Raw genomic sequence first — 24,140 nt, 5'->3', positions numbered from 1 at the left:
CGCGCCGCTCGTTCAGGCCGAGCGACGCCCCTCGCTCACCATCTGCCACAAGGCCGCGATCAGCTCCGGCATCCCTTCCCCCGTCGCCGCGCTCACGAGGTGCAGATCGATCTTCGCCCGCTTGAAGCGCTTTCGGATCGCCGGATACGCCTCCTTCACCTCGGGCAGGTCCGCCTTCGACAGGGCCACGATCTCCGGCCGCGCCGCGAGCGCCTCGCTGTATTTCGCGATCTCCTTCCGGATCGCCCGATAATCCTTGAGCGGATCCCGCCCCTCGCCCGGATCGATCGTCACGAGGTGGAGGAGCGCCCCCGTGCGTTCGAGGTGCTTCAGAAATCGCGTCCCGAGCCCCACGCCTTCGCTCGCGCCCGGCACGAGGCCCGGGATGTCCGCGATCACGAAATGCGTGCCGCCCGACCGCCTCCCGCCGCCGATCTCCACCACCCCGAGCGTCGGCGTCAGCGTCGTGAACGGGTAGTCCGCGATCTTCGGCCGCGCCTTCGACACCGACGCGACGAACGTGCTCTTGCCCGCGTTCGGGAAGCCCACGAGCCCCACGTCCGCCAGCACTTTGAGCGAAAGGCGTAGCTCTCGCTCCTCGCCGGGGTCTCCCTTCTCCGCGCGCCGTGGAGCTCGCTCCTCCGCGCTCTTGAAGTGGATGTTGCCCCGACCCCCCTTGCCGCCGCGTGCCACGACCACACGCTGCTCGTGCGCCGTCACGTCGGCGATGAGCTCGCCCGTCTCGGCGTCGCAGATCTGCGTGCCGAGCGGCACGCGCTCCACGCGGTCTTCGCCTCCGCGCCCATGGCAGTCCGAACCTTGACCGTGCTCGCCCCGCTCCGCCTCGATCGTCCGCGCGTAGACGAAGTCGAGCAGCGTGCTCATCCCTTCGTCGCCGACGAGCACGACGTCGCCCCCGCGGCCGCCGTCGCCGCCCGAGGGGCCCCCGAACGGCACGTACTTCTCCCGGCGGAAGGCAACGGCTCCGTTGCCGCCGCTGCCTGCTACCACCTTGACCTGACACTCGTCGACGAACCGCATGGCGGCGCGGCTTCTACCACAATGATACGGATACGGGCAGCGGAGGAGACGAAATTGGCGGCACGGATCCTGATCGTCGACGACAACCAGAGCCTCGCGAAGAACCTCCGGGACGTCCTCTCGGGAGATCCCGACCTCGACGTCGAGGTCTCGCTCGCCGAGACCGGCGCCGAGGCGCTCGAGCGGGCCCAGAAGGATGGGTTCGAGGTCGCCGTCGTCGACGTCAAGCTGCCCGACGGCAGCGGCGTCGACCTCATCGGCCCCCTGCGCGAGGCCTGCCCTCACGGCGAGATCGTCCTCGTCACCGGCAACGCCACCGTCAACACGGCCATCGCCGCCCTCCGCGCCGGCGCCTTCGCGTTCATCCTGAAGAACTTCCGGCCCGCCGAGCTCATCTCCACCGTCGCGCAGGCCCTCGAAAAGATCGCCTTGAAGCGCGAGCGCGAGGAGTTCGAACGCCGCTACCGGGCCCTCGTCGACGCGGCGGACGTCCTCATCCTCGGCCTCGACGCTGCCGGCGAGATCACCCTCTGGAACCCGCGCCTCGCCGCCATGACCGGCGTCTCCACCGAGGCCGCGCTCGGCGGCGCCTTGCCCGACAACATCGTCGACGAGGACGGGCGAAAGAGGTTCTGCCACGCGTTCGCCGCTGTTCGCGACGGCGGCGGCGCGAGCGAGATCGAGGTCGGCGTGCGTGACGCCATGGGCGCGATCCGGCGCGTCCGCTGGCACCTGAGCCCGGTCCGCGGATCGGGCAAGCGCATCGAGCTCGTCTACGGCATCGGCATCGACGTGACCGAGCGCCGTGCCCTCGAACGACGCGCGGCCGACGCGGAGGCCTTGAACGCGATGGCGCCGCTCGCGCTCGGGCTCGCGCACGAGATCCGAAACCCGCTCAACGCGGCCGTCCTGGAGCTGCACCTCCTCGCGCGTGGCATCGAGCGACTCGAAGCGCCGACCGTGCGGGATCCGATGCGTGCGCGCGTGCGCATCGTGGAGAGCGAGATCAAGCGCCTCGAACGTCTGCTCACGGACTTCCTCGAGCTCGCGCGGCCGCGTGCGCCGCAGCGCGAGCCTCTGGATCTCGGCCGCGTCGTCGACGAGGTCCTCGACCTCGAGGCCGAGGCCATCGCTGCGCATGGGCTCGAGCTCGTGCGTGAGCTCGCGGCGGGCGTCGTCGCGGTCGGTGACGTGGAGAAGCTCAAGCAGGTCGTCTTGAACCTCGTGGTCAATGCGCTCGACGTCATGCCTCAGGGCGGCGTCCTGCGGGCGCGGGTGGGCGCGGACGAGCGCGAGGCGTGGCTCTCCATCGGCGACACCGGGCCGGGTGTTGATCCCAATATCCTTGCCGAAATCTTCGACCCGTTTTTCACGACGAAGGCTGCGGGGACCGGGCTCGGGCTCGCCATTGTGCGCAAAATCGTCGATCAGCACGGTGGCCGCGTCGTCGTCGACACCAAAAAGGGCGAAGGCACCACGGTCAAAGTGATTTTGCCGCGGGGCTAGCGGTTCGAGGAACAGCAAGCATCGGGTGAGGCCTTATGGCCTCAACTCCGGCCCTACAGCGGCGCACCGAGGGCGCGTCGCCGACTCTCGGCCCGTGCGCCCGGCGCGGCGAACCGTTGATACTGGATTCGTTTCATCCTCCTGTTTCGGCAGAAGGCGTTAATGAGTCATTGACAAGACTTGAAGGTTTTCGCTATCCTGAAACATGGTGGCGATCTTTGCTCGTTGACGCTGGGAGATGCTTATGAAGCCGTGTCATATCGCAGGGTACGCAGCAATCCTCGTGTCGCTCACCGGGTGCGGCGGTTTCGAGGTGGATGCCTGGGACGAAGCTGAAGTCGCGGCGACGGAGCAGGCGGTCGGCAGCACGAACGGATTCGCGGCTGTGAATGGCCTGAGCAGCGGGAACGGCCTGAGCAGCGGGAACGGCCTGAGCAGCGGCAATGGCCTGAGCAGCGGCAATGGCCTGAGCAGCGGCAATGGCCTCATGGCTTCGGCGCAGGGCCGCAAGACCGTCGAGTACATCGTCAAGTGCGCGCTCCCGGCGGGCCGCTCGATCAAGAAGCACGACGAGACGCTCACGGAGCACACCTACGGCGGCCTGCTCGGCGTCGCCCCGGAGTGGGAGGACGGCGCGTGCAACGACGATTGCCAGGAGCGGATGACCGCGTGCCTCGGCGCGCACCTCAACACGACCGGCGAGCACATCCCCATCTACCTCGTCGCAAACGCGGCCGAGTTCCCCAGCATCGGCCCGGACACGAACCCGACGTATCCCACGCAGGAGGGCGCGTTCTTCGGCAACATCTTCAAGAGCCCGCCGGAGTTCTATTATTGCAACAGCGCGGGCGCCCTGACGTCGCCGGTCGAGGGGCGCATTGGTTCGTCTGGGGCGAAGCAATACACGAATCCATTCTCCGGGGACGGAACCTGCGCCGGCAACTGCGTGGCGGTCGACGGCGACGACCCGTCCGCCGGCTGGAAGTCCTGCGGTGATTTCGACAACGTGATCACCGTCTATCGGTAGGGAATCCATTCTCGCGGAGCGAACGCCCGACACCGGACGGGCGTTCGCTTACGCAATGACTCTCCGAGGTGCATGGCAGCCGCGCGAGCGGCCGTGATAGACGTTTCGAAGTATGGATTTCGCGCGCAGCGACGTGATGGCGGATACGCTCGACGCGGGAGCGGCGAAGAGTCACACGCGTCTCGGTGGGGGCAGCGGTGAGGACCGCGTTCCGCCCGCTGCGCTGCGGGAGCGATACGAAGATCTCCGCCTCATCGGCGAAGGCGCGATGGGGACCGTCTATCGCGGCTGGGATCCGCGCCTCGGCCGCGCGGTCGCGCTGAAGCTTTTGAAGAGCGACGACCCCGACGACACGCGGCGCTTTCTGGCGGAGGCGCGGGCCCAGGCGCGCGTGCAACACGACAACGTTTGTCGCGTGTACGAGGTCGGCGAGGCCGACGGCGAGCCGTACATCGCGATGGAGCTCATCGACGGCGTGCCCCTCGATCGCGCGCATCACGAGATGACGCTCGAGCAAAAGGTGAAGGTCCTTCGCGAGGTCGCCGCGGCGCTGCACGAGGCGCATCGGCTCGGCCTCATCCATCGCGACATCAAGCCCGGCAACATCATGGTGACGACGGCCGAGGACGGCTCGTTCAAGCCCTACGTCGTCGATTTTGGTCTCGCACGCGAAGTATCGAGCAGCAGCGGGGAGACGCTCAACAACGCAATCGTCGGCACGCCGTCCTACATGTCCCCCGAGCAGGCCGAGGGGAACACGACGCTCCTCGATCGGCGCACCGACGTCTACAGCCTGGGCGCCACGCTTTACGAGCTCGTCGCGGGCCGGACGCCGTTCGTCGGGGCGAACGCGATGTCGATCCTGACGAAGGTGATCCTCGAAGACGCGCCGGCGCTCGCGAGCATCCGTCGGGGCGTGCCCGCCGAGCTCGAGACCATCGTGATGACGTGCCTGCAGCGTGATCCTTCGCGCCGGTACGAATCGGCGCGGGCGCTCGGGGACGATTTGCAGCGCTTCCTCGACGGCGAGCCGATCCAGGCGAAGCGGGCCTCGCTCGTGTATGTCCTCTGGGCGAAGGCCCGGAAAAACCGGGCCGTGGTGCTCGTCGCGAGCATCGGCCTTTGCGTCGCGCTCGTCCTCGGGGGCATGTGGGTGAATGCGGCTCGGCACGCCTCGGAGCGGGCGAGGCTCGCGCGGGAGCTCGGCGAGGACGTGAAATACGTCGAGCTGTTCCTTCGCAGCGCATACGGTTTTCCCGCGCACGACATCGAGCGCGAGCACCGCGTCGTGCGGGCCCGGCTCGCCGAGATCGAGCGGCGCATGGCGGCGGCCGGGCGCGTCGGCGAGGGCCCGGGGCATTACGCGCTCGGCCGCGGGCACCTCGCGCTGCACGAGTACGAGACGGCGAAAAGCCAGCTCGAACGAGCGTTCGGGGCCGGATACACGAAGCCCGAGGTGCATTATGCGCTCGGCCTCGCGCTCGGCGGTCGTTATCAGGAGGCGCTCGACGGCGCGCGCCGCATCGAGGATCCGGCGGCGCGCGAGGCCGCGATCCGGAAGGCCGAGGCGAGCTTCCGTGATCCCGCGCTCGCGCACCTCCGCGAGAGCGGCGGGACCGAGGTCGAATCGCGGGCCTACATCGAGGGGCTCGTCGCGCTTTACGAGAAGCGTTACGACGACGCCGCGGCGAAGGCGCGGCTCGCGGCGGACGAGTCGCCCTGGCTTTACGAGGCGAAGAAGCTCGAAGGGGACGCGCGATTCGAGGCCGGCATCACGGCGAGCGAGAGCGGGCGGCAGGACGAGGGGCGTCGCCTCTTCGGCATGGCGATCGAGGCGTATCGAGCGGCATCCGAAATGGCCCGCAGCGACGCGGCCGTGCACGAGGCGCTGGCCGAATCCTGGATCCAGATCCTCGGCCTCGACAAATGGGAAGGGCGCAACGATCGCGTCGCGTTCGAATCCGCGCTCGCCGCGTGCAAGAACGCGCTCACCGTGAATCCGCAGAGCGCCAATGCCTTCAGCAAGCAGGGGCGCGCCTATTACCACGTCGGCGACCATCAACTGCGCAGCGGCGAAGACCCTCGCCCGACGCTCGAAAAGGCCATCGAGAGCGGGCTCTCGGCCATTGCGATCGCGCCCGGCGACGCCATTTCGATGGACGGCGTCGGGATCGCCCACGTCTACATCGCGAAGTACGAGCGCAAGATCGGGCTCGACCCCGTGCCTTCGCTCGAGCGCGCCATGAAGAGCTTCGACGAGGCGAACCGCATTCAGCCGAGCTTCGCCTGGGCCTGGAACGACGCAGGCCTCGCCCTCCAGGGCCGCGCGGAATACGAGGCCGATCGCGGGGTCGATCCTCGCAAGACGATCGAAGAGTCCGTCGCGCGGTTCGAGCGGGCGGGGAAAGAGGACCCGGCGTATAGCTCTGCCTTCTCGAACATCGCGTTCGTCCTCTCGATCCGCGCGAGCTACGAGCTTTCGATCGGCGAGGACCCGCGCCCGTCCGTGCGGCGCGCGGTCGAGGCTTGCGCGCGCGGGGCGGAGATCAATCCGAAATGGCTCCCCATGCTGAACAACCGCGGCTGGGCCGAGCTCGTCGCCGCGCAATACGAGGAGGCCACCGGCGCCGATCCCACCCCGACGCTCGACCGCGTCGAGGCGAGCTTCCAGGCCTCGCTCGATCTCAACCAAGACGAGGCCGATACCCATTTCGGCATGGGCGCCGCGAAGCACGTACGCGCGCTCTACCTCCTGCGGACGAATGCCGATCCGCAAAAGGCCCTCGACGAGGCCCGCGCCGAGCTCCGTCGCGCCGCCGAGCTCGACGCGCGGGAGCCTGCCATTCGCCTCGAGCTCGGCCTGCTCACGATGACCATGGCCCGGCGCGCGGCGCTGCGCGGCGAGGACGCCTCGGCCCTGCTCGACGAGGCCGAACGTGTCCTCCGGGAGGGATTGCGCATTCATCCCCGCCACGCCCCGCTCCACGCCGCGCTCGCCGAGCTCCTCGCGCTCCGCGCCGAAACGCGCACGGGCGACGACGCGTCGCGTGAAAAACGCGTCGCGGAAGGCCTCGCTGCCGCGGACGAGGCGCTCCGGCACAACCCGAAATGGGCCCTCGCCATGGCTGCCAAGGGCGTCCTCCTCGCGCAGCGCGCTCGCGCCGGCAAGGACGCCGACCGCGCCGAGGACACGCGGCTCGCCGTGGAATGGCTCGACAAGGCGATCGTGACGAACCCCCTCTTGCCGCGACGCTTCAAGGATCGGCTCGTGGAACTTCGCCGCGCCCCTTGATCCCTCTTGTGGGTGGAGCGGCCGTTCGCTTATCGTTGCATCATGGAGATCCTTCGATCAGGTCCTCCGCGGGCGGCGTGGCCCGCGCTCGTGGCCCTCGGTCTTTGCTTGTTCCCCGGGGATGCGCGCGCCGTCGTGGAGCAGACCGATGGGCTCGTCGTCCCCGTGCAAGTCGCGACCTGCCCGGGCAGCGGCAACGCGGAGGGCTGCATCCAGGTGGGGCTCAACATCGGCGAGGGCCTCGCGGCCACGGCGGCAAACAACCCGCTGAACGCCATCTTCAACGCCGTCACGAGCCCGGAGCTCTTCTCCATCCCGAAGACGAACAACGTCTTCGGCAACGTCACGGTGAATGACCTCATCGAGGGCGCCGGTTACGAGAACACGTTTGGCTGGTACAACGCCTCCGACCCGACGAAGCTCTACGCGATCACGCCTTGCGCGGACGAACCCGGGTCGAGCCGCACCGTCAACTTCCAGACGGAGTTCACGGCGGGCCGGTACCTCGGCGGGTTCATCGGCTTCTTCCTGATCACGCCGGAGAATGCGCCGGTCGGGAACAACTGCGGCGCCATCGGCAACGTCGGGCACATTTATTACACCGAGCAGGCCCGGAACGGCGACGGCAACTACGTCCACTATCTTCTCTATCAATCCAAGGCGAACCCGCTCGCGTATTACTTTGGGTTCGAGGATCTCTACCGCGGCGGCGACAACGACTTCGAGGACATGTTCCTCAAGGTGACGGGCCTGCTCGCGCCGTGCACGCCTTCCGCCGAGATCTGCGACAACAAGGACAACAACTGCGACGGCATCATCGACAACGCGCCCGTCGACGCGGGCGGCACGTGCGGCGCCACCGACGTCGGGGAGTGCGCGTTCGGCACGGTCACCTGCCAGAACGGCGCGCTCGTGTGCGTCGGGGCCGTCGGGCCCACGGCCGAGCAGTGCAACAAGCTCGACGACGATTGCAACGGCGTCGTCGACGACAACGCCGCGGGCGCGGGCGCCTCCTGCGGCAGCGACGTCGGCGAGTGCTCCTTCGGCACCGCGCAGTGCATCGGCGGCGTCATCGTCTGCCTCGGCGGCAAGGGTCCCTCGCTCGAGGTCTGCAACACGCTCGACGACGATTGCAACGGCGTCGCCGACGACGACACGAAGGACTCGGGCGGCCCTTGTGGCTCGAACATCGGCGCGTGCCTCCCGGGCACCCTCGCCTGCGTGAGCGGCTCGATCGAATGCGTGGGCGGCACGGCGGGGACGCCGGAGACGTGCAACGGGATCGACGACGATTGCAACGGCGCGATCGATGACGGCAACCCCGGCGGCGGCGCGAGCTGCGGCACGGACGTGGGGAGCTGCGAGGCGGGGACGGAGTTCTGCGTGGGCGGCTCGATCGTGTGCGTCGGCGCCGTGGGCCCGGGCTCCGAGATCTGCGACGGGCTCGACAACGATTGCGACGGCGTGGCCGACAACCTCGCCGCGTGCCCCGGTGATTCCAAGTGCGTCGAGGGCACCTGCGCCGAGAAATGCAAGTTCGGCGAGTTCCCGTGCCCGGGCGGCCAGGTCTGCAAGGAGGGCTATTGCGTGCCGGTGACGTGCGACAACGTCACGTGCGAGCCCGGCTTCTCCTGCACGCAGGGCGTGTGCGTCCCTGACAACCCCATGGGATCGGGCGGCGCGGGCGGCGCAGGCGGCGCAGGCGGCGCGGGCGGCAGCGGTGGCACGGCCGGAAACGGCGGCGCGGCGGGCGCGACGGGGACCGGCACGGGGGCGTCCGGACAAACCGGTGCGTGGGGGCTCGCGACGGGCGGCGGCGGCGCGCTTTGCGCGGCATCGCCCACGAACCTCGGCGGACGCGCGGGCGGCGCGGCCATGACCCTTCTTCTTGCGGCAAGCGCGTTCGTCGCGCGGCGGCGCGGCCCCCGGAGGAGCGCGTGAAAAGGTCTGTCGTCTACGGCGCATCCATCCTCGGCCTCTCGCTCGCCTCGCTCGTGTTCACGAGCGGCTGCACGACCGAGGCCTTTTGCTGGGATTGCAATGCCACGCCCTCGGGCAGCGGCTCGGGCGCGTCCGGCGGCGCGGGCGGCACGGGCGGCATCGGCGGTGACGGCGGTGAGGGTGGCCTCATCATCGTCGGCTCGGGCGGCACAGGCGGCTGCAATGCCGACGTGCTCACGGATCCGCAGAACTGCGGCGCTTGCGGCGTCGTCTGCAACCTGCCGAACGCGTTCTCCACGTGCGAGGCCGGCTTCTGCGTGGTCGACACGTGCGCCTCGGGCTTCGTCGATCTCGACAACCAGGTCGCGAACGGCTGCGAATACAAGTGCTCGGTCTCGAACAACGGCGACGAGATCTGCGACACGATCGACAACGACTGCAACGGCGCGATCGACGAGCTCACCGATCTGCAGGGCGACCCCTTCAACTGCGGCGCCTGCAATGCGGTCTGCGCGTATGCGAACGCCTCGCCCTCCTGCGTCGGGGGCATGTGCCAGCTCGCCGAGTGCCTCGTCGGCTACCACGACGTCAATGGTGAGCTCGGCGACGGCTGCGAGTACGCGTGCACCGAGACGAACGGCGGCGTCGAGCTCTGCGATTACGCGGACAACGATTGCGACGCCACGGTCGACGAGGGCTTCGACGTCCAGACGGACCCGGCGAACTGCGGCACCTGCGGGACGAACTGCAGCGCGCTCTACCCGAACTCCGTCGGCACCTGCAACGCGGGCGTCTGCGCGTTCGGCCCCTGTTTGCCCGGGCATTACAATATCGACGGCATCGAGGCGAACGGCTGCGAGTACGCCTGCACGCCCTCGGGCATGGAGACGTGCGACGGCGCCGACAACGATTGCAACGGGCTCATCGACGACGGCACGCTCCCAGGCGTCGGCGCTCCGTGCGGCGAATCCGACGTGGGCGAATGCTCGCTCGGCGCGCAGGCTTGCCAGGGCGGCATGCTCGCTTGCATCGGCGCCGTCGGCCCCGAGACGGAGCTTTGCGACGGCCTCGACAACGATTGCACGGGCGGCGCGGACGAGGCGTGCCCCGTGGCGAAATCGACGGACACGCGGCTCGATCTCGGCTCGGCCGTCGGGGCGGCGCCGAGCACGCAGCTCTCGGTCGCGTCGCGCGGCGACGTGGTGATCGCGGCGTACCTCGATCGTCGCTCGGGCAATGCCGACATCCGCGCGAACGTCTCGACCAACGGCGGCACCACGTGGCTCGCGGCCGACGTCCAGGTCGCGGGCGGCACGCTCACGCAGGTCGAGCCCTGGGCTTTCCTCTCGCCCACGCGCGCCTACGTGGCGCTCGCGCAATTCCCCGTCGCCGCGCACCGCGACGTGTACATCGCCTCGGCCCCCGCGCCTTACAATACGTACTCGGTCCCCTCGCGCGTCGACAAGGACGCGGGCACGGCCGACGCCTTCCTCGTGCGTGGCGTCGTGGCCAAGGCAGGCGCGCAGGACACGCTCGTCGTGGTCTGGCAGAGCCTGAGCGGCACCGGCTCGAACGTCACGACGGACGTCTTCCTCCAGCGCTCGACGAACGGCGGTTCGTCGTGGCTCGCCACGGACCTCCGCGTCAATTCGGTCCAGGGCAAGGCCGAGCTCCCCGCGATCGCCACCGACGACAATGGCAAGGTGTTCATCGCGTGGCGCGACGCGCGTAATGGCAAGGCCGAGGTCTACGGCGCGGTGTACGACGCCGAGGCGGGCACGCTCGGCACGAACGTCGCGCTCTCCGGCGGCAATCCGGCCGAGCAGATCACGGTCGCCGCCGATTCCGGAGGGACGAACGTGTACGTCGCCTGGACCGACCTGCGCGGCGCGAAGAAGGTCATCCGCCAGAATCGCAGCAACAATTCGGGCATGACGTTCCAGGCCGACGGGGCGGTCGTGAACGTCGACTCCACGTTTGCCGACGCATCCTCGCCGTCGATGGCCTCGGCCGGCGGGCGCGTCGTCATTGCGTGGGAGGACACGCGGAGCGGCTTGCCCGACATTCGCTTGAACCATTCGATGAACGGCGGCGTCACCTGGCAGCCGACCTCGGCGCGCGCGGATCTCGGCACCGTCGCGGGCACGAGCGCCTCGACCCGCCCGCGCGTCGCGCTCGGCGGGGCGAGCCTCGTTTTCGTCACGTGGGAGGACGCGCGGAGCGGCCAGCGCGACATCTTCGCGAACCACTCCTTCGACGACGGCGCGACGTTCCAGCCGATCGACCTGCGCATGGACGTCGGCACGGCGGGCGCCCCCTCGCCGGCGGGCACCGCCGATTCTCGCAGCCCGTTCGTCGTGACGAACGCGGCCGGCGCCCGGGCCATCACGATCTGGACCGACAACCGGACCACGGCCGGCGCGAACGGCGCGAACGCCGACATCTACACGAACTTCTTCGAATAGTCCCTCGCGGACGTCCGCGTCTACAGACCCCGCTTCCCGTCCGCCCAGTAGGCCTTCGTTCGAATGCTGCGACGCGGCCACCCTCGTCGCAGCAGCCGCTCGCGTATCTGGATGAGCGAGCCCGTGTGCCCTGCCAGGTAAAAGCAAATGTCCGCGCTCAGCGCCGGCTCGTTCGCGTCGAGCCATTGCAAGAGCGCGTCGCCTCGATCCCCCGTCCTTTCTGCGGCGGAGAGATCGAGACCCACGAGCGCGGGCCAGCCACCTCCTCCGCGACCCACTTCAACCGCGCCGATGCATTGCCCCGGGGCCGCGCGCGCGAAGCACGCGAAGAGCCCGAGCGCGGTCTCGTCGCCGAGCAGCACGTGCTTGGAAGCGTCCCGCAAGACGAGATTCCCGCCGGGCCCGAGCACGTTCGTGGTTTGTCCGCGGCGCAGATTCGCCGCCCAGTGCGAGCCAGGGCCTTGCCCGTGCAGGAAAAACACGACCTCCATGGCGCCCGCGCGCGCGTCGTACGCGGAGGGCGTGTAATGCCGGAACGCCCGATCGCTCACGCGGAACTCCACCTCGTGGCCGGCTTTGAAGGGGACACCTCGCAGCGCCTCGCCCTCGAAGCGCACCTTGCGGAGCTTCGGCGCGAGGTCCACCACCCCCGTCACCTCGGCGCGGCGGCCGAAGCGAGGTTCCAGGACGTTGGCGAGAAACGCAGGCATCTCGGGCATGGGCGTAGGACCTCCTGTGCGAAGAATCGACCTCCCCCGTCGCTCCTCAGGATCTCCTGTCGGGGTAGGAATGAACTCTACCCGACGCCCTTGAAAACGAAAGTGAAAATCGTTTTCAACTACAGTCAAAATCTTGCTGGGAGCAGCCGGCGCCACCTCCGTTCGAGGCGACGCCGGCCGCGTGCCGAGCCTTCCAGGCTAAATCCAGAGCTGCACCTGAAAGGTCAGCTTGTGGTTCGTGCCGGCTGCATACCCGTCGGCCGTCTTCGCGTCGGTGCGCAGCCACATGTAACGCAAGCCCATCTTGAGGTGGTTGCCCACGACGTACCCATTGAGCAGGCCCTCGACGCTCCGCTCGGTGTCCGCCTTCGTCGAGTCCGGATCCATCACGCCCGCGCGCGCCGCGATCTCGAAGCGCTTCGGCACCACGAAATACCCCGCCTGCGCATATCCACCGAATCCCTGGATCCGCTTGCCCTCGTCGGGCTGCACCTGCCTTGCAAACGCCTCGGCGAGGAACGTGAACCGATCCCAGGCGATGTACAGGTCGGCGCCCGCGGTGAGGCGCGTCTCGGCGGGCAAGGCCACGGTGGTCTGCTGGCCCGTCGCGGGGTCCGTCTGCTGTTTCGTGGGGTGCGCGCGATCGGCGATGCCATTGACGCCGATGGAGATCCCGAAAGGAACGGCGCCGCGCAAGGAAGGCGTCTCGTCGTACGGCATGGCCCGCACCGGGCTCACCGCGAGGCGGCCGATGCCCATCACGGACGTATCGTCGTTGCCGCCCTTGTCGATGCCGTTTCCATTGAAGGCGCCCGCGTAATACTCGAGGCGCCCCTTGCCGGTCGAGCCGAAGAGCATCATGCCGGTGTCGCGCGACGCCCGGAATCTCTCGTTTACGCGCGAAAAATCGGGGAACTGGAGGACCGGCACGGGCGTGAGGAACGCGCGGCTGAACGGCGTCAGGAACTGGCCCACCTTGATCCCGAGCTCCGGCATCGGCTGCCACGTGATTTCGAGGTCGAGCAGCTTCGGCGTGGCCGTCGCGAGCTCGGGCTGGACGAAGAAGCGGATCTGATCGTGAAATGCACGGGCCCGGATGTACGGGCGTACGACGGCGACGTTGAATCCATCGGTCGCGAGCCCGTCGCTGTTCGAGACGAGGTCGAAGCGCGTCTGGCTGAGCACGCCCGCGTCGAGGGCGAATTTGTCCTGCTCGGTGCGGAAGCCGAGCCCGTCCGCGAGCGAGGCGTGGAATTGGAATTTGTCGCTCTTCGCGGGCGCCTCGGCGCGGGCGGCGGGGAGCGCGAAGAAAGAGGCCATGGCGAGCGACGCGACGCCGCTCGCGAGCGCGCGAATGCGATGAGACACGATACCTCCAGCGGTCCGCAGCGCGGACGTACCAGGACGAACGATCGCACCGACAAACCCGGGTCGGCGCGGAGGACGAGCCTTGGGCGCCGGGCAAAAGGGCGCGGCGTCCCGGGGCTCGGGTGGTTGTCTTTCAATCGATGGGGCGCCGGGGTGTTCCCCGCCGCCGAATTATTTCAATCGCGGCTGGCCGTCAGCACGAACTGCTCGCGGAGGGCAGCTTTTTTCGATTCGTGCCGGACGTGAATCTCGTAACGGCCCGGGTGCGCGACGGCGACCCGCAACGGCACGCCCTTGCCATTGTGGTGCGTGAACTTGTGCACGCAGCGCGTCTCGACACACTGCCGTTCGAGCTTCGCGTCGCTCTCCGACGGGAGCTCGACACGCACGTGCGTGGGCACTTCGAGGCTCACGAGCGTCGGCTGACCGTCGTGGTGTTGCGTCTGCAGGTGGAGCTCGGTCCAGGCGTGCCCGTCCTCCGGCAAGGCCACCGCGCGCTCCTCGACGCGCACGACCTCGGCGCCCCCCGAGCGCACGTGCCCCCAGACGCCATACACGAGCGCCGCCGCGAGGGCCATGGCCGGCACGAGCCGCACGAACGCCGAGCCGCCGCCACTCTGAGGGGGTTTGGCCGGGACATTCGCGCTCGCGCGACGTTCGGAGGCCGAGCGCTCGGGCAGACCCGAGAACACGCGCTCGACGAGCGCTTGCGGAGGCTTCACCTGGCGGAGCGCGCGGATCTCCTCCTCCAGCTTTTCGGGGAGCGGGGGCAGGTCGTTCGAATTCATGTCGATTCCTCCTCCTCCCTCGCCGGCGCTTCGGGCTTCGCCGCCACGAGCTTTTCATAGGCCACGCGCAGACGCGCGCGCCCGCGGGCATGTCGGCTCTTCACCGTCCCCTTGGGGACGCCGAGAATTTCGGACACCCGATCGTATCCAAGCTCCTCGATGTCGCAGAGAACCACGACGGTGCGGAATTCCTCGGGCAACGTCTGCAAGCATGCGAGGAGCTGGCCCGCGTGCTCGTTCTGGATCACCAGCGCCTCGGGGCTCTTTCGTTCGTCCTCGGCCCCGAATCCGAACGCGGAAGCGCAAGCATCGACGAATTGCTCGAAGAGCCCGCGCCGCCGCGCCTCGGTGCGCCGCGCCTCCAGGTGCTCGTGCCGGGCAATCCCGCAAATCCAGACCACGAGGTCGCTCCGGCCCTCGAACGAAGCCGCGTTCGCGTAAGCCTTGATGAGCGTGTTCTGAAAGAGATCGTCGGCGCGGTCGCTGTCGCCCGAGAGGGCAAGGCAGAATCGATAGAGCCGTGGCAGGACCGGGCGAACCGCCGCCTCGAACTGCGCGCGGCCTTCCGCGAGTGACGTGGATTGCGGAGCGGCCATGGAGAACCCGTCGAGCATGGGCGACGACGGGGCCACTCTAGCGTAGTCGAGACGCGGGGCCACCCCTGGGAAGCGGAAGATCGGTCCTTCCGCGGAGAACGCCCTTGATTCGGTGGTGGCGCGCATGTCCGGAGTAGGACGGAACGAGCTCGGCCCGGGTTCCCGGGCGGGCGCGGCGGGGCGCATGATCACGGGTGCGCGGCGACGGCAGGGGTCGCGGGGCGCGCGAGGGCCTCGGCGCTCGGGCCCACGACCGCGAGCAAAGGCCGCGGGTAGAGGCCGACCACGAGCACGAGAATGGCGAGGCACCCGACGACGCCCCATTCGAGGGGCCGGAGGTCCTTCATCGAGGCGACACGCGGGCGCGTCACGGGGCCGAGGAAGACCTGCTCGAAGACCCGCAGGACGTAGGCCGCGCCGAGGATCGTGCCGAGGAGCGCGAACCCGAGCAGCGGGAGGCTCGTCTCGTACGCGGAGAGCAGGACGAGGTGCTCGCCGGGGAAGCCGCTCGTGCCAGGCACGCCAATGCCGGCGAGGCTCAAGAGCAAGAACATCACGGCCGCGCGCGGCGCTTTCTGGGCGACGCCGCCGAGCGCCGAGACCTCGGACGAACCCACGCGGCTTTGCAGGAAGCCGGTCAGGAAAAACAGGCCCGTGGCGGACAATCCCAGGTTCAGCATCGCGAGCACCGCGCCCGAGAGGCCCTCCGCCGTGCCGGACGAGATGCCGAGCAAGACGAGGCCCACGTGGCTCAGACACGCGAACGAGAGCATACGCCGGAGGTTTGGCTGGACGAGCGCGACGAGCGCGCCGTACACGACGCCCGTGACGCCGACGGCGCCGAGCAGCCACGCATAACGCGCCGTGGCCTCGGGGAGGAGCGGCACGAGGAAGCGGAGCACGCCATAACTGCCGAGCTTGAGCCCCGTCAAAAGGACGCCGATCCCCACGGGGCATTCGCGCAGCATCGTGGGCATCCAGGTGTGGAGCGGGACGAAGGGGCCCTTGACGGCGAAGCCGGTCAGCATCGTGAAGAACACGATCGGGCCGATCGCCGCCGGGACGGGCCTGCCGCGGAGGACGAGCCAATCGAAGGTGTACGGATCGGCGGGGCTCTGCCGGCCCGCGACCGCGAGCAGGACGATGCCGAGCAGGAGCGGCCCCGAGGCGGCGAGCATCGTGAGCACGAACTTCATCGCCGCATACCGGCGCTCGGGGCCCACGCCCCAGAGGCTCACGAGGAAATAAATGGGGACGAGCGACGCCTCCCAGAACACGAAAAAGAGGACGAGGTCGAGGGACGAGTAGATGCCCACGACGATCGCGGAGAGCGCGAGGAGCGACGCGCAGAAGCCGCGGGCGCGGGTCTTCACGTCGTGCCAGGAGGCGACGAGCACGAGCACCGTGAGCATCGCGGCGACGGGCAAAAAGAGGACGCTCATGCCGTCGACGCCGACGTGATAACTCGCGCCGAGCGCAGGGATCCACGAGCGCCGCTCGGCGAATTGCACGTCGGGCGTGCCGGGCGAAAACCGCGCGAGCACGAAGAGCGAGAGGAAGAGCTCGATCAGGGCGCCGGTGAGGGCCGTCCACCGCGCGCGTTTTTCGTCGCCGATCGCGAGGACGAGGATCGCCCAAAGGAGCGGCAGGAAGATGAGCGTGGAGAGGACGGGAAAACCGACCTGATCTGCGGCGAAGATCTCGCGAATTTGCACGCTGAAGCCTCCCGAGCGCCCTTACGGGGCGCCCTCCCCGTGCATCACGAGGGACGTCTGCGGTTTGGCGTGCTCGAGCCGCGTGGACATGGCGCGGACCGAGCCGTCCACGAGCTCGAGCAAGGGGTGAGAAAAGAGGCCGAGGCCCACGATGATCGCGCCGACCGCGCCGGCGATGACGAGCTCGCGCGGGTTGAGGTCACGGACGGCCTTGCCGCGCGTGGATTTCGCCTCGGCCGCGGGCGAGCCGGGCGACGCGGCGGAGGCGAGGAAGGCGCGCTGGAAATAACGCAGGAGGTAAGCGGCCCCGAGCAAGCTGCCGAGGCCGACCGCGATCGCCATGATGCCGTGCCGCGCGCCGAGCGCGCCCACGACGACGAGGTGCTCGGCCTCGAAGCCGCTCGTCCCCGGCATTCCGATCGTCGAGAGGCCAACGAGCAGGAACGTGAACGAGAGCAGCGGCGCGCGATGCGAGAGTCGCGCGGCGCGGTCGATCTCGGTCGAGCCGAGGCGGCGGTGCAAGAAGCCCGCGACGAAATAAAGCCCGGCCGCGCTGAGGCCGACGTTCAGCGTGACGAGGAGCGCCCCCGACAAACCTTCCACGTTGAGCGCCGAGAGGCCCACGAGCACGGCGCCCGTGTGCGCGAGGCAGGCGAACGCGACGAGGCGGCGCAGGTTTGTCTGGACGAGCGCGAGGAGGGCGCCGTACAGCATCCCGACGACGCCAAGGATCGCCAGAATGGAACCGTGGCGGTGCGCGGCGACCGGCAGGATCGGGACCACGAATCGCAGGAGGCCGTACACGCCGAGCTTGGCGCCGACGAGGAAGACGCTCACGCCGACGACAGGGCCCTCGGCCATGACGGGCGGAAGCCAGCCGTGGAAGGGGAAGAGAGGAATCCGGACGGCGAAGCCGAGGACGAAGAGCCAGAACGCGAGGGATTGCGCCCGCGCCGGCGCGGGCATGTCGAAGAGCGCGTCGAGGGAGAATCGGCCGCCGGTGACGCGGCCGAGGACGATCGCGCCGGCGAGGACGAGCAGGACGCCCATCGCATTGAGCGCCGCATACCGGCGCGCCGCCGCGTGCCTGCCCGGCCCCGTGCCCCAGCTCCGCACGAGCAGCGTGCCGGGCACGAGCTCGAGCGCGGCGAACGCCCAGAAGAGCAGGAGATCGAGGGCGACGAAGGCGCCCATGAGCGTCGACTGGAGGCAGAAGATCGCGGCGAGGTAATGGCCGGGCCGCTCCTTGGAGGCGACCTGCGCGTGGAGGATGACGAGCAGCGCGAGCAGCGCCGTCAGCGGCAGGAAGAGGACGCTGATGCCGTCGACGCCGACGTGATAGGCGAAATGGCCGAAGAGCGGGACACGCTCGACGAGCTGGAGCGCGGAGGTGTGCCGCTCGAACCGGGCCACGACCATGACGGCGAGGACGAGCTCGAGCGCGGCGACGCCGAGGCCAATGGCATACACGTGGCGCGCCTGTTTCAGGGAACGGACGAACGCCGCGGCGAGGAGCGGCACGAGGATGAGCGCGCTCAGGACCGGGAAGGGCAAGGCCGAGGAGTAGGGAATCTCGTTCATGGTCAAACGGCCCAGCGGACGACGACGAACAGGGAGAGGACGACGAGCGCCCCGACGACGACGGGCCTCTCGAGCAGCGCCTCGACGTGATCGAGGGTGCGCCCGATGAGGTCGCCGGTGATCGGAATGCCGTGGCCGATCGCGCGCCGGACGAGGTGTTTCTCGACGAGGTGCGCGAGCGCGGCCGCATATTGGAGGATCCGGCCCGCGATGCCCCGTCCGCGCGCGAATTCGTCCTCGGCGCTGGGCGCCGGCGGCAGCTCTTCGCCCTGCGTCATCGCGGCGCCGCTCGTGGTCTGGCGTTCGAGCGCCGCCCGTACGGCCGCGAAAGGATCGGCGTCGTCGATTTCGCCGGCGAGGACCTTCTCCTGGAACGTCGCGAGCGGCGCGGGCGCGTCCTCGGGCGAGAGCGGGCGGCCGAAGGCGCGATCGAGGAGCGAGGCGTCGAGGTGATCGAGCGCGCGGCCGAGCCGGAGAATGGGCGCGAGGAGGAAACGCTCGTAAAGAGGTTCGAGCCAGAATCGCGCGAGCGCCGTGACGTAAAGGCCACGCAGGCGGGTCGGCAAGATGCCCGGTCGCTCGGGCGCGGCGCGGTGGAAATAAAGCGCCGTCGCCCAGCCCGCGACGAGCAGGCACCCGAGCAGGAGCATGAGGCCGAAGGCCCAGAAGGGATGCGCGGCGCGGCCGAGGCCACCACGCTTGAGCAAGGGATCAAGGACGAGGTGGAAGAGGCCGTGCGGCCGTCCGCCGGGCGCGAGGCCGAGCGAGAGGCTGACGGCGCCGACGACCGCGGGGGCGATCCACGCCGGGCCGAATTCGACGAACGAGGAGACGGTCTTCCACTCGGCGCCGCTGCCGGCATTCGCGAGGCTCCGCTGCGCGAACCGGAGGAGATAATGGCCGCCGCAGAAGAGCGCCATGCCGGCGCCCGCCGCGGAGAGGAATGCGCCGGGCGAGAGCGGCGCGTCCGGGCCGGCCCAGATCTCGGTGAGGAACGGCAATGCGAGGACGCCGAGCAGGCCCGCGAGCAAGAGCCAGAAGGCCGGCTCGACCTCGCCCGCGACGGGGCGCTCTTCGCGCGACGGCTCGTCGCGCGTGACGAGGAGCAAGGTGCTCGGCGCCGTGAGGAACTGCGCGCCGCGGAGGAGCGCGTGCGCGAAGAGGTGAAACAGCGCAATGCCGCGGGCCCCGAGCCCGACCGCGAGGAACATGAGCCCGAGCTGGCTCACGGTGGAGAAGATGAGCCCGCTCTTCGCGTCCGTCTGCACGAGGCTCACGAGGCCGCCATAAAGCGCGGTCGCGGCGCCCATGGCGGCCATCGCGCGCAGCACGTCGGGCGCGTGCACGAGCACGGGGTTCATGCGCAGCACGAGGAAGAGGCCGGCCGTGACCATGACGGCGCCGTAGAAGAGCGCGCTCGAAGGCGTCGGGCCCTCCATGGCGCGCGAGATCCACGGCGAGAACGGGAGCTGCGCGGATTTCGCGGCCGCCGCGACGAGCAGGCAGAAGCCGAGGGCCGAGAGCGCCCCGTGGTTCGCGGTCTCCGCGACGTGGAAGAGCGACGAATAGCTGACCGTGCCGAGCTCGTGCCAGGCGATGAAGATCGCGCAGAGGAAGGCCGCGTCGCCGATGCGGTTCGTCACGAACGCGTACGTCGCGGCCCGGGCCGGCGCCTTGCGATTGTAATGGTATCCGATGAGCAGGTACGACGCGAGGCCCGCGCCCTCCCAGCCCACGAACGTCATCACGAGGTTGCCGCCGAGGACGAGCAGGAGCATCGCCGCGAGGAAGAAACACATCACCGCGAAGAACCGGGGGAAGCCGGCCTCGCGGTGCATGTAATTCGTCGAGAACCGGAGGACGAGCGCGCCGATCCCGGTGACGAGGAGCGCGAGCGACGCCGAGAGCGGATCGAGCAGGAGCTCGAGAGGTGCGCGATAGGAGCCGCTCTCGATCCAGGGCGCGACGAAGATCGTCGCGGGCGCGGCGCCGAGCGTGGAGCGCGCGAGGAGCGCCCCGGCGCCGAGGAAGGAGAGCAAGGTCGCGCCGAGGGCGAGCCGGCTCGTCGTGCGCTCCGAGAGCGGGCGTCCCCCGAGGGCGAAGAGGCCGATGAGGGTCGCCGCGACGAGCGGCAGCAGCGGAATCAGAATGGCGAGACGCTCAAGCATGGGCCACCCGGGAACGCGCAGGGCGTTCGTCCGGACGAATGAACGCCGGGGGAAGGAAATCGAGCGTGCCCGAGTACCAGGCCGCGGAGTTCGTTACCGTCTTCATCGGGAAACCTTGAGGTTCCCAGGGAACGAAGCCCTTTCCAGGCAGGAACGTCACGCATTCGCCCGTGTCCGGATCCATCGCGACGAGGTGGACCCACGCGTTGCCCACGAGCTCGCGGATGATCGGCTGCTTTTCGTAGATCTTGCCGAGGATCTCGGGCTTCGCCGTGACGAGCATGACGAGCCGCATCGGCTCGTGGATCTCGATCATCTGCCGGGGCAAACCGGTGCGCAGATCACCCGAGGCGCCCTCCATCACGCCGATGAGCCCCGCGACGTTGTGGGGGACCTTCGTCCCGCAGCCGTACGTCGCGTTGTCGACCGTGGAGAAGTAGTACTCGAGACTGATGCCCGCGCCGACGGGGCCGGCGGCGAGCAAGATGCCTTCGAGGATGGAGCCCTCGGGGTCGATGGCCGGATCGTACGAGATCAAAAAACATCGTCGGTCGAGGAAGACGCCCTGCGAGACCGTACGAGGTCCAATGATCGCGAACGCGTTCGTCGCATGGCCGAGCTCGGGGCGCGCCTGCGAGAGGTCCGCGGCGCGGCCGACCACGTGCCGGAGCGCGCGCGCGGGCGTGGGGTTCTTCGGGGCCGATTCGAACTTGCGGCACCGCTCGTGCGCCGAGCGCTCCCGGGCCTTCTGGAGCACGCCGCGGAGTTTGTCCACGGCGGGGCGGAACGCGTGCGGGACGTCGACGAGGTCGAAATAGAGGATCTCGTCCGTCGCGGTGTTGTGCTCGGTTCCGAGGAACCAGGTGTCGTCCGGGATGTCGATGCCACGCTCGCGCAAGATCGCGCGGACCTCGGGGTTGTTCGCCATGCGCGCGAAGACTCGGGCGTTCGGGCCGCCGTGGTTGCCGCCGCAGGCGCCGCAGTCGTACGCGGAGAGGTGCGGGTTGTTGCGGCTCTCGGAGCCGTGGCCGGAGAGCACGACGAGCGGCGCGAAGTCGCGGACGAGGCCGATGACCCGGAGGAGCGACGCGACCCGATCCGCCTGCTCGCCGAGGGTGAAATGGGTCTTCTGGAGAGAGCCTTGTTTCGGCTCCGAACCTTTTTCACGCTCGCGATCGAGCGGTACCTCGGTCTCGACCTTGGGGAGCACGGCGTCCTTCATGCGGCGTGACATGCGGTCGAACGCGCGCGGGAAGAGCAGCCGGCCGAAGACGGGGAAGAGCGAGAAGAGCCCGAGGATGTCGATGACGAAATAGGACGAGACGGGATTGCGGGTGACCTCGCGGATGACGTCGCGCAGGGCCGCGAGCGCGCGCATGCGGAGCGAGCGCGAGGCCCACGCGTGCATCGCCTCGGGGCGCGGGACCTCGCAAAGCTCTGCCACGGGCGTCGCGACGATCGGGCAGAGCGGCACGGCCTCGCGCGCGCCGAGCCCCTCGTAGGCGATCGCCACGCCGAAGAAGCCCGCCACGCCGAAGGTCTCGTACGAGGGCCGGAGCTCCTCGATGTGCCGGCGGATGGATTCCTCGCGGTCGTCCATGCAGAAGACGATCTGCGCCTCGCGACGGCCCACATACGGCTTCTGCGCGCGGACATTCGTCGTGAGCGCTTCGAGCACGGCGTCGCGGTAATGGATCTCGTAGGCGCTGTGCCAGAGGGGCGTGATGATGTCGGGGGCGCACGCGTCGAGCGTCGCGAGCAGGCGCGTGACGCCTTCGAGCGAGGTCGCGCGGAGCTCGCCCGGGGAGACGCCGAGGTGCTGCGCGAGCAAGAAGAGGCGGAAGGCGTGGTGCCGCGCGGAATGCCCGGCGTTCACGTGCTCGGCGCTCTGCTTCAGGTCGAAGACCATGTCGGCGAGGCGGAGGAGGGCCCCCGCGTCGCCGGCCGCGGCGCCGACGGCGCGCGCCTCGAACAAGGCGCGGGCGCGTTCGGCGAGGAAATCGGGCAGCTCGCCGAGGAAGAGCGCGTGCCGGACGAGCAGCTCCGGCAGGTGGTTCGAGAAGTAATGACGGAAGGCGTCGATGTCGCCGTCGTGCCCGAACGCGCGGAGCGACGCGCGCCGCACGAAGAGCACCTCGTAGAAGAGGCGCACGGCGAGGAACTGGATGAGGTCGATCGGATGCGCACGCTGCGCCGGATACGCGGGGTGCGTCTCGCGCCAGTGCACCATGCCCCCGAGCCCGGGCAACCCCACGCAGATGCGGCGGAGATAAGGCCCCCAGTGCGGCTCGGGCACGCCGAGGCGTTCGAGGCTCTGGAGGATCGCGTCGACGGCGAGCGGCGGCAGCTCCCGCACCGCATCACGCGCGCCGGGCAAATCTTCGAGCTCGAAGAATCGGTCGTGCTCGGCCATCTTGCGGAACGCGTCGTAAAAGCCGAGCGAACGGCCCGCGACGTGCCAGGCCGCGAGGCCCTCGTCGAGGAAGGCCATGGTCACGCGCATGATCTGCGGGTGAATCTTCTCGTGGATGTCCTCGCCCGTGAGCGCGAGGATCAAATCGCGGTGGCACGTCTCGGGGCCGACCTGGCCGATGTGCTGTTCGAGCCGGCGCGCCGCGTGCTCCATCATCTGCTGGCGCGGATCCCGCGCGGTGAGCTCGGCGATCAAGCTCTCGCTCGACGGCGGCCCGCCGAATGCGGACTCGAGCGCCCGGAGCGCCTCGAACCCGCGCCTTCGCAGGTGATCCGGGCCGAGGTCGTGGACGACGGTGAGGCAGAGGCGCGCGATTTCGCTGGTCGCCGCGCCGGCATGCGGACCGAGCGCGCCGTCCCGCTCTTCGAGGTGCGCGCGCACGGTGTTGCGGATGCGTGAAGCGAGATCGGCGTCGAGCGGAATCGCCGGGCCGCCCCAGGCTTCGAGGTGCTCGATGCGCTCGAACAGGGCCTCGATCCGCGCGCCCACGGGCTCCTCGGGCGTGAGGTGCTCGGCGTGGATCGGCGAGAACGGGTCGGACAAACCAAAGCTCGCGAGGCTCGCGCGCAGCAAGGAGAGGACGGCGAGTCCCTCGGGATCACGCCGCACGCGCTCGGCGATCGCGGGGAGCGTGCCCTCCACGCCGAAATGCGCGAGGAGCACGCGACGCACCTTGCGCACCTCGGCTTCGAGCCAGCGCTCGGGGCGGTTTTTCGCGGGGCCCGAAGCGAGTTTGTCGCGGACGAGGTCGACGTATCCGGCCCGCGCCTCGTCCGGGATGCCGAGCGCGTCGAGGGCCCTCGTGACGGCGTCGAGATCGGCGCCCGCGTCCGAGGGGCCTTCGAGGCAAGCCTCTTCGAGCACGGCCGCGGGGACGGGCGTGGCGAGGAGATCGGCGAGGAGATCGGCCACCGTGAAATCGCGGCCGACGCGGGCGAGGGCGGCCTCGAATTCGCGCTTCGCCGCGGCGAGCAGGCGCTCGCGGGCCTCGGCGGAGAGCTCGGGCCGGAGCGTGGAGAAGACATCGGGCCCGAAGCGCGACTCGGCGTTCTCGCCGGGTTCGAGCGGGTCGAGGCCGTGCAGCAAGGCGAGGCGCTCGACGTCGCGCGTGGTGATCGTCCGATCGCCGATGCGGATCAGAGGCTCGGGCTCGGTCGCACCCTGACGCTCGCGGCGCGCGCGCTCGAGGTCCTCGTCGGTGATCCGGCCGATGGAGTAGAGCCGCCGGTACTCGTCGAGCGGCAGATATCCGCGCCCGCCGAGCACGCGGCGCGCCTCCACGACGGCCTGCTCGAAATGCAGGTGCTGAAAGCCGTGCAGCGTGTTGTGGTGGATGAACGTCTCGATCGGCCCCTGTCCGGGCAGGACGTGGGCGATGTGGTGGATCTCGTGTTCGAGGTGTTTTCTCGATTCGACCGAGATGCCGCGCGTGACGGCGGAGGGCAATGGACGCATACGGG

Annotated in this window: 14 protein-coding genes; 5 read left to right on the top strand and 9 right to left on the bottom strand. The window is 69.3% G+C overall.

What is annotated here, in order from left to right; genetic code table 11:
• Nucleotides 1–12: 12 nt before the first annotated feature.
• Nucleotides 13–1,041, bottom strand: a complete 1,029-nt coding sequence (gene obgE / locus QHF84_RS14530) for a GTPase ObgE (protein WP_281313878.1) — start codon at nucleotides 1,039–1,041, stop codon at nucleotides 13–15.
• Between the two features lie 54 nt (nucleotides 1,042–1,095).
• Between obgE and QHF84_RS14525 the strand changes: the two genes are divergently transcribed.
• From QHF84_RS14525 to QHF84_RS14505, 5 genes are all read left to right on the top strand, one after another.
• On the top strand, nucleotides 1,096–2,547 hold the full coding sequence (locus QHF84_RS14525; protein ID WP_281313877.1) for an ATP-binding protein: 1,452 nt from the start codon (nucleotides 1,096–1,098) through the stop codon (nucleotides 2,545–2,547).
• 244 nt (nucleotides 2,548–2,791) lie between these two features.
• Nucleotides 2,792–3,574 carry a hypothetical protein gene (locus QHF84_RS14520; RefSeq protein ID WP_281313876.1) on the top strand — a complete coding sequence of 261 codons (783 nt, stop codon included), beginning with the start codon at nucleotides 2,792–2,794 and terminating at the stop codon, nucleotides 3,572–3,574.
• 112 nt (nucleotides 3,575–3,686) lie between these two features.
• Nucleotides 3,687–6,866 (top strand): serine/threonine-protein kinase, encoded by a 3,180-nt coding sequence (locus QHF84_RS14515; protein ID WP_281313875.1) that lies wholly within the window; start codon nucleotides 3,687–3,689, stop codon nucleotides 6,864–6,866.
• Nucleotides 6,867–6,908: 42 nt separating this feature from the next.
• Entirely contained in the window at nucleotides 6,909–8,807 is a 1,899-nt protein-coding gene (locus QHF84_RS14510; RefSeq protein WP_281313874.1) for a DUF4114 domain-containing protein, read from the top strand.
• Nucleotides 8,804–11,272, top strand: a complete 2,469-nt coding sequence (locus tag QHF84_RS14505; protein WP_281313873.1) for a MopE-related protein — start codon at nucleotides 8,804–8,806, stop codon at nucleotides 11,270–11,272. Before QHF84_RS14510 ends, QHF84_RS14505 begins: the two co-directional genes overlap by 4 nt.
• Nucleotides 11,273–11,292: 20 nt before the next feature.
• Here QHF84_RS14505 and QHF84_RS14500 read toward each other — a convergent pair whose 3' ends face one another.
• The 8 genes from QHF84_RS14500 to QHF84_RS14465 all read right to left on the bottom strand — a co-directional run bounded on the left by QHF84_RS14500 (nucleotide 11,293) and on the right by QHF84_RS14465 (nucleotide 24,135).
• Complete coding sequence (locus QHF84_RS14500) at nucleotides 11,293–11,991, bottom strand: siderophore-interacting protein (protein WP_281313872.1); 699 nt, start codon at nucleotides 11,989–11,991, stop codon at nucleotides 11,293–11,295.
• Between the two features lie 198 nt (nucleotides 11,992–12,189).
• Nucleotides 12,190–13,359, bottom strand: coding sequence for a porin (locus QHF84_RS14495; RefSeq protein WP_281313871.1), 1,170 nt, complete (start codon nucleotides 13,357–13,359; stop codon nucleotides 12,190–12,192).
• Nucleotides 13,360–13,535: 176 nt separating this feature from the next.
• On the bottom strand, nucleotides 13,536–14,147 hold the full coding sequence (locus tag QHF84_RS14490) for a hypothetical protein (protein ID WP_281313870.1): 612 nt from the start codon (nucleotides 14,145–14,147) through the stop codon (nucleotides 13,536–13,538).
• Nucleotides 14,144–14,743, bottom strand: coding sequence for a sigma-70 family RNA polymerase sigma factor (locus QHF84_RS14485; protein WP_281313869.1), 600 nt, complete (start codon nucleotides 14,741–14,743; stop codon nucleotides 14,144–14,146). The genes QHF84_RS14490 and QHF84_RS14485 overlap by 4 nt, the downstream gene beginning before the upstream one ends.
• Before the next feature lie 188 nt (nucleotides 14,744–14,931).
• Complete coding sequence (locus QHF84_RS14480) at nucleotides 14,932–16,458, bottom strand: NADH-quinone oxidoreductase subunit M (protein WP_281313868.1); 1,527 nt, start codon at nucleotides 16,456–16,458, stop codon at nucleotides 14,932–14,934.
• 21 nt (nucleotides 16,459–16,479) lie between these two features.
• Nucleotides 16,480–18,039, bottom strand: coding sequence for an NADH-quinone oxidoreductase subunit M (locus QHF84_RS14475; RefSeq protein WP_281313867.1), 1,560 nt, complete (start codon nucleotides 18,037–18,039; stop codon nucleotides 16,480–16,482).
• Between the two features lie 2 nt (nucleotides 18,040–18,041).
• Nucleotides 18,042–20,207 (bottom strand): proton-conducting transporter membrane subunit, encoded by a 2,166-nt coding sequence (locus QHF84_RS14470; protein ID WP_281313866.1) that lies wholly within the window; start codon nucleotides 20,205–20,207, stop codon nucleotides 18,042–18,044.
• On the bottom strand, nucleotides 20,200–24,135 hold the full coding sequence (locus tag QHF84_RS14465) for a putative inorganic carbon transporter subunit DabA (protein ID WP_281313865.1): 3,936 nt from the start codon (nucleotides 24,133–24,135) through the stop codon (nucleotides 20,200–20,202). Before QHF84_RS14465 ends, QHF84_RS14470 begins: the two co-directional genes overlap by 8 nt.
• Nucleotides 24,136–24,140 lie beyond the last annotated feature (5 nt).

It is taken from the genome of Polyangium sp. y55x31 (genome assembly GCF_029946505.1).
Taxonomy (GTDB): Bacteria; Myxococcota_A; Polyangia; order Polyangiales; family Polyangiaceae; genus Polyangium.
This window is presented reverse-complemented; position numbering and strand designations above follow the sequence as displayed.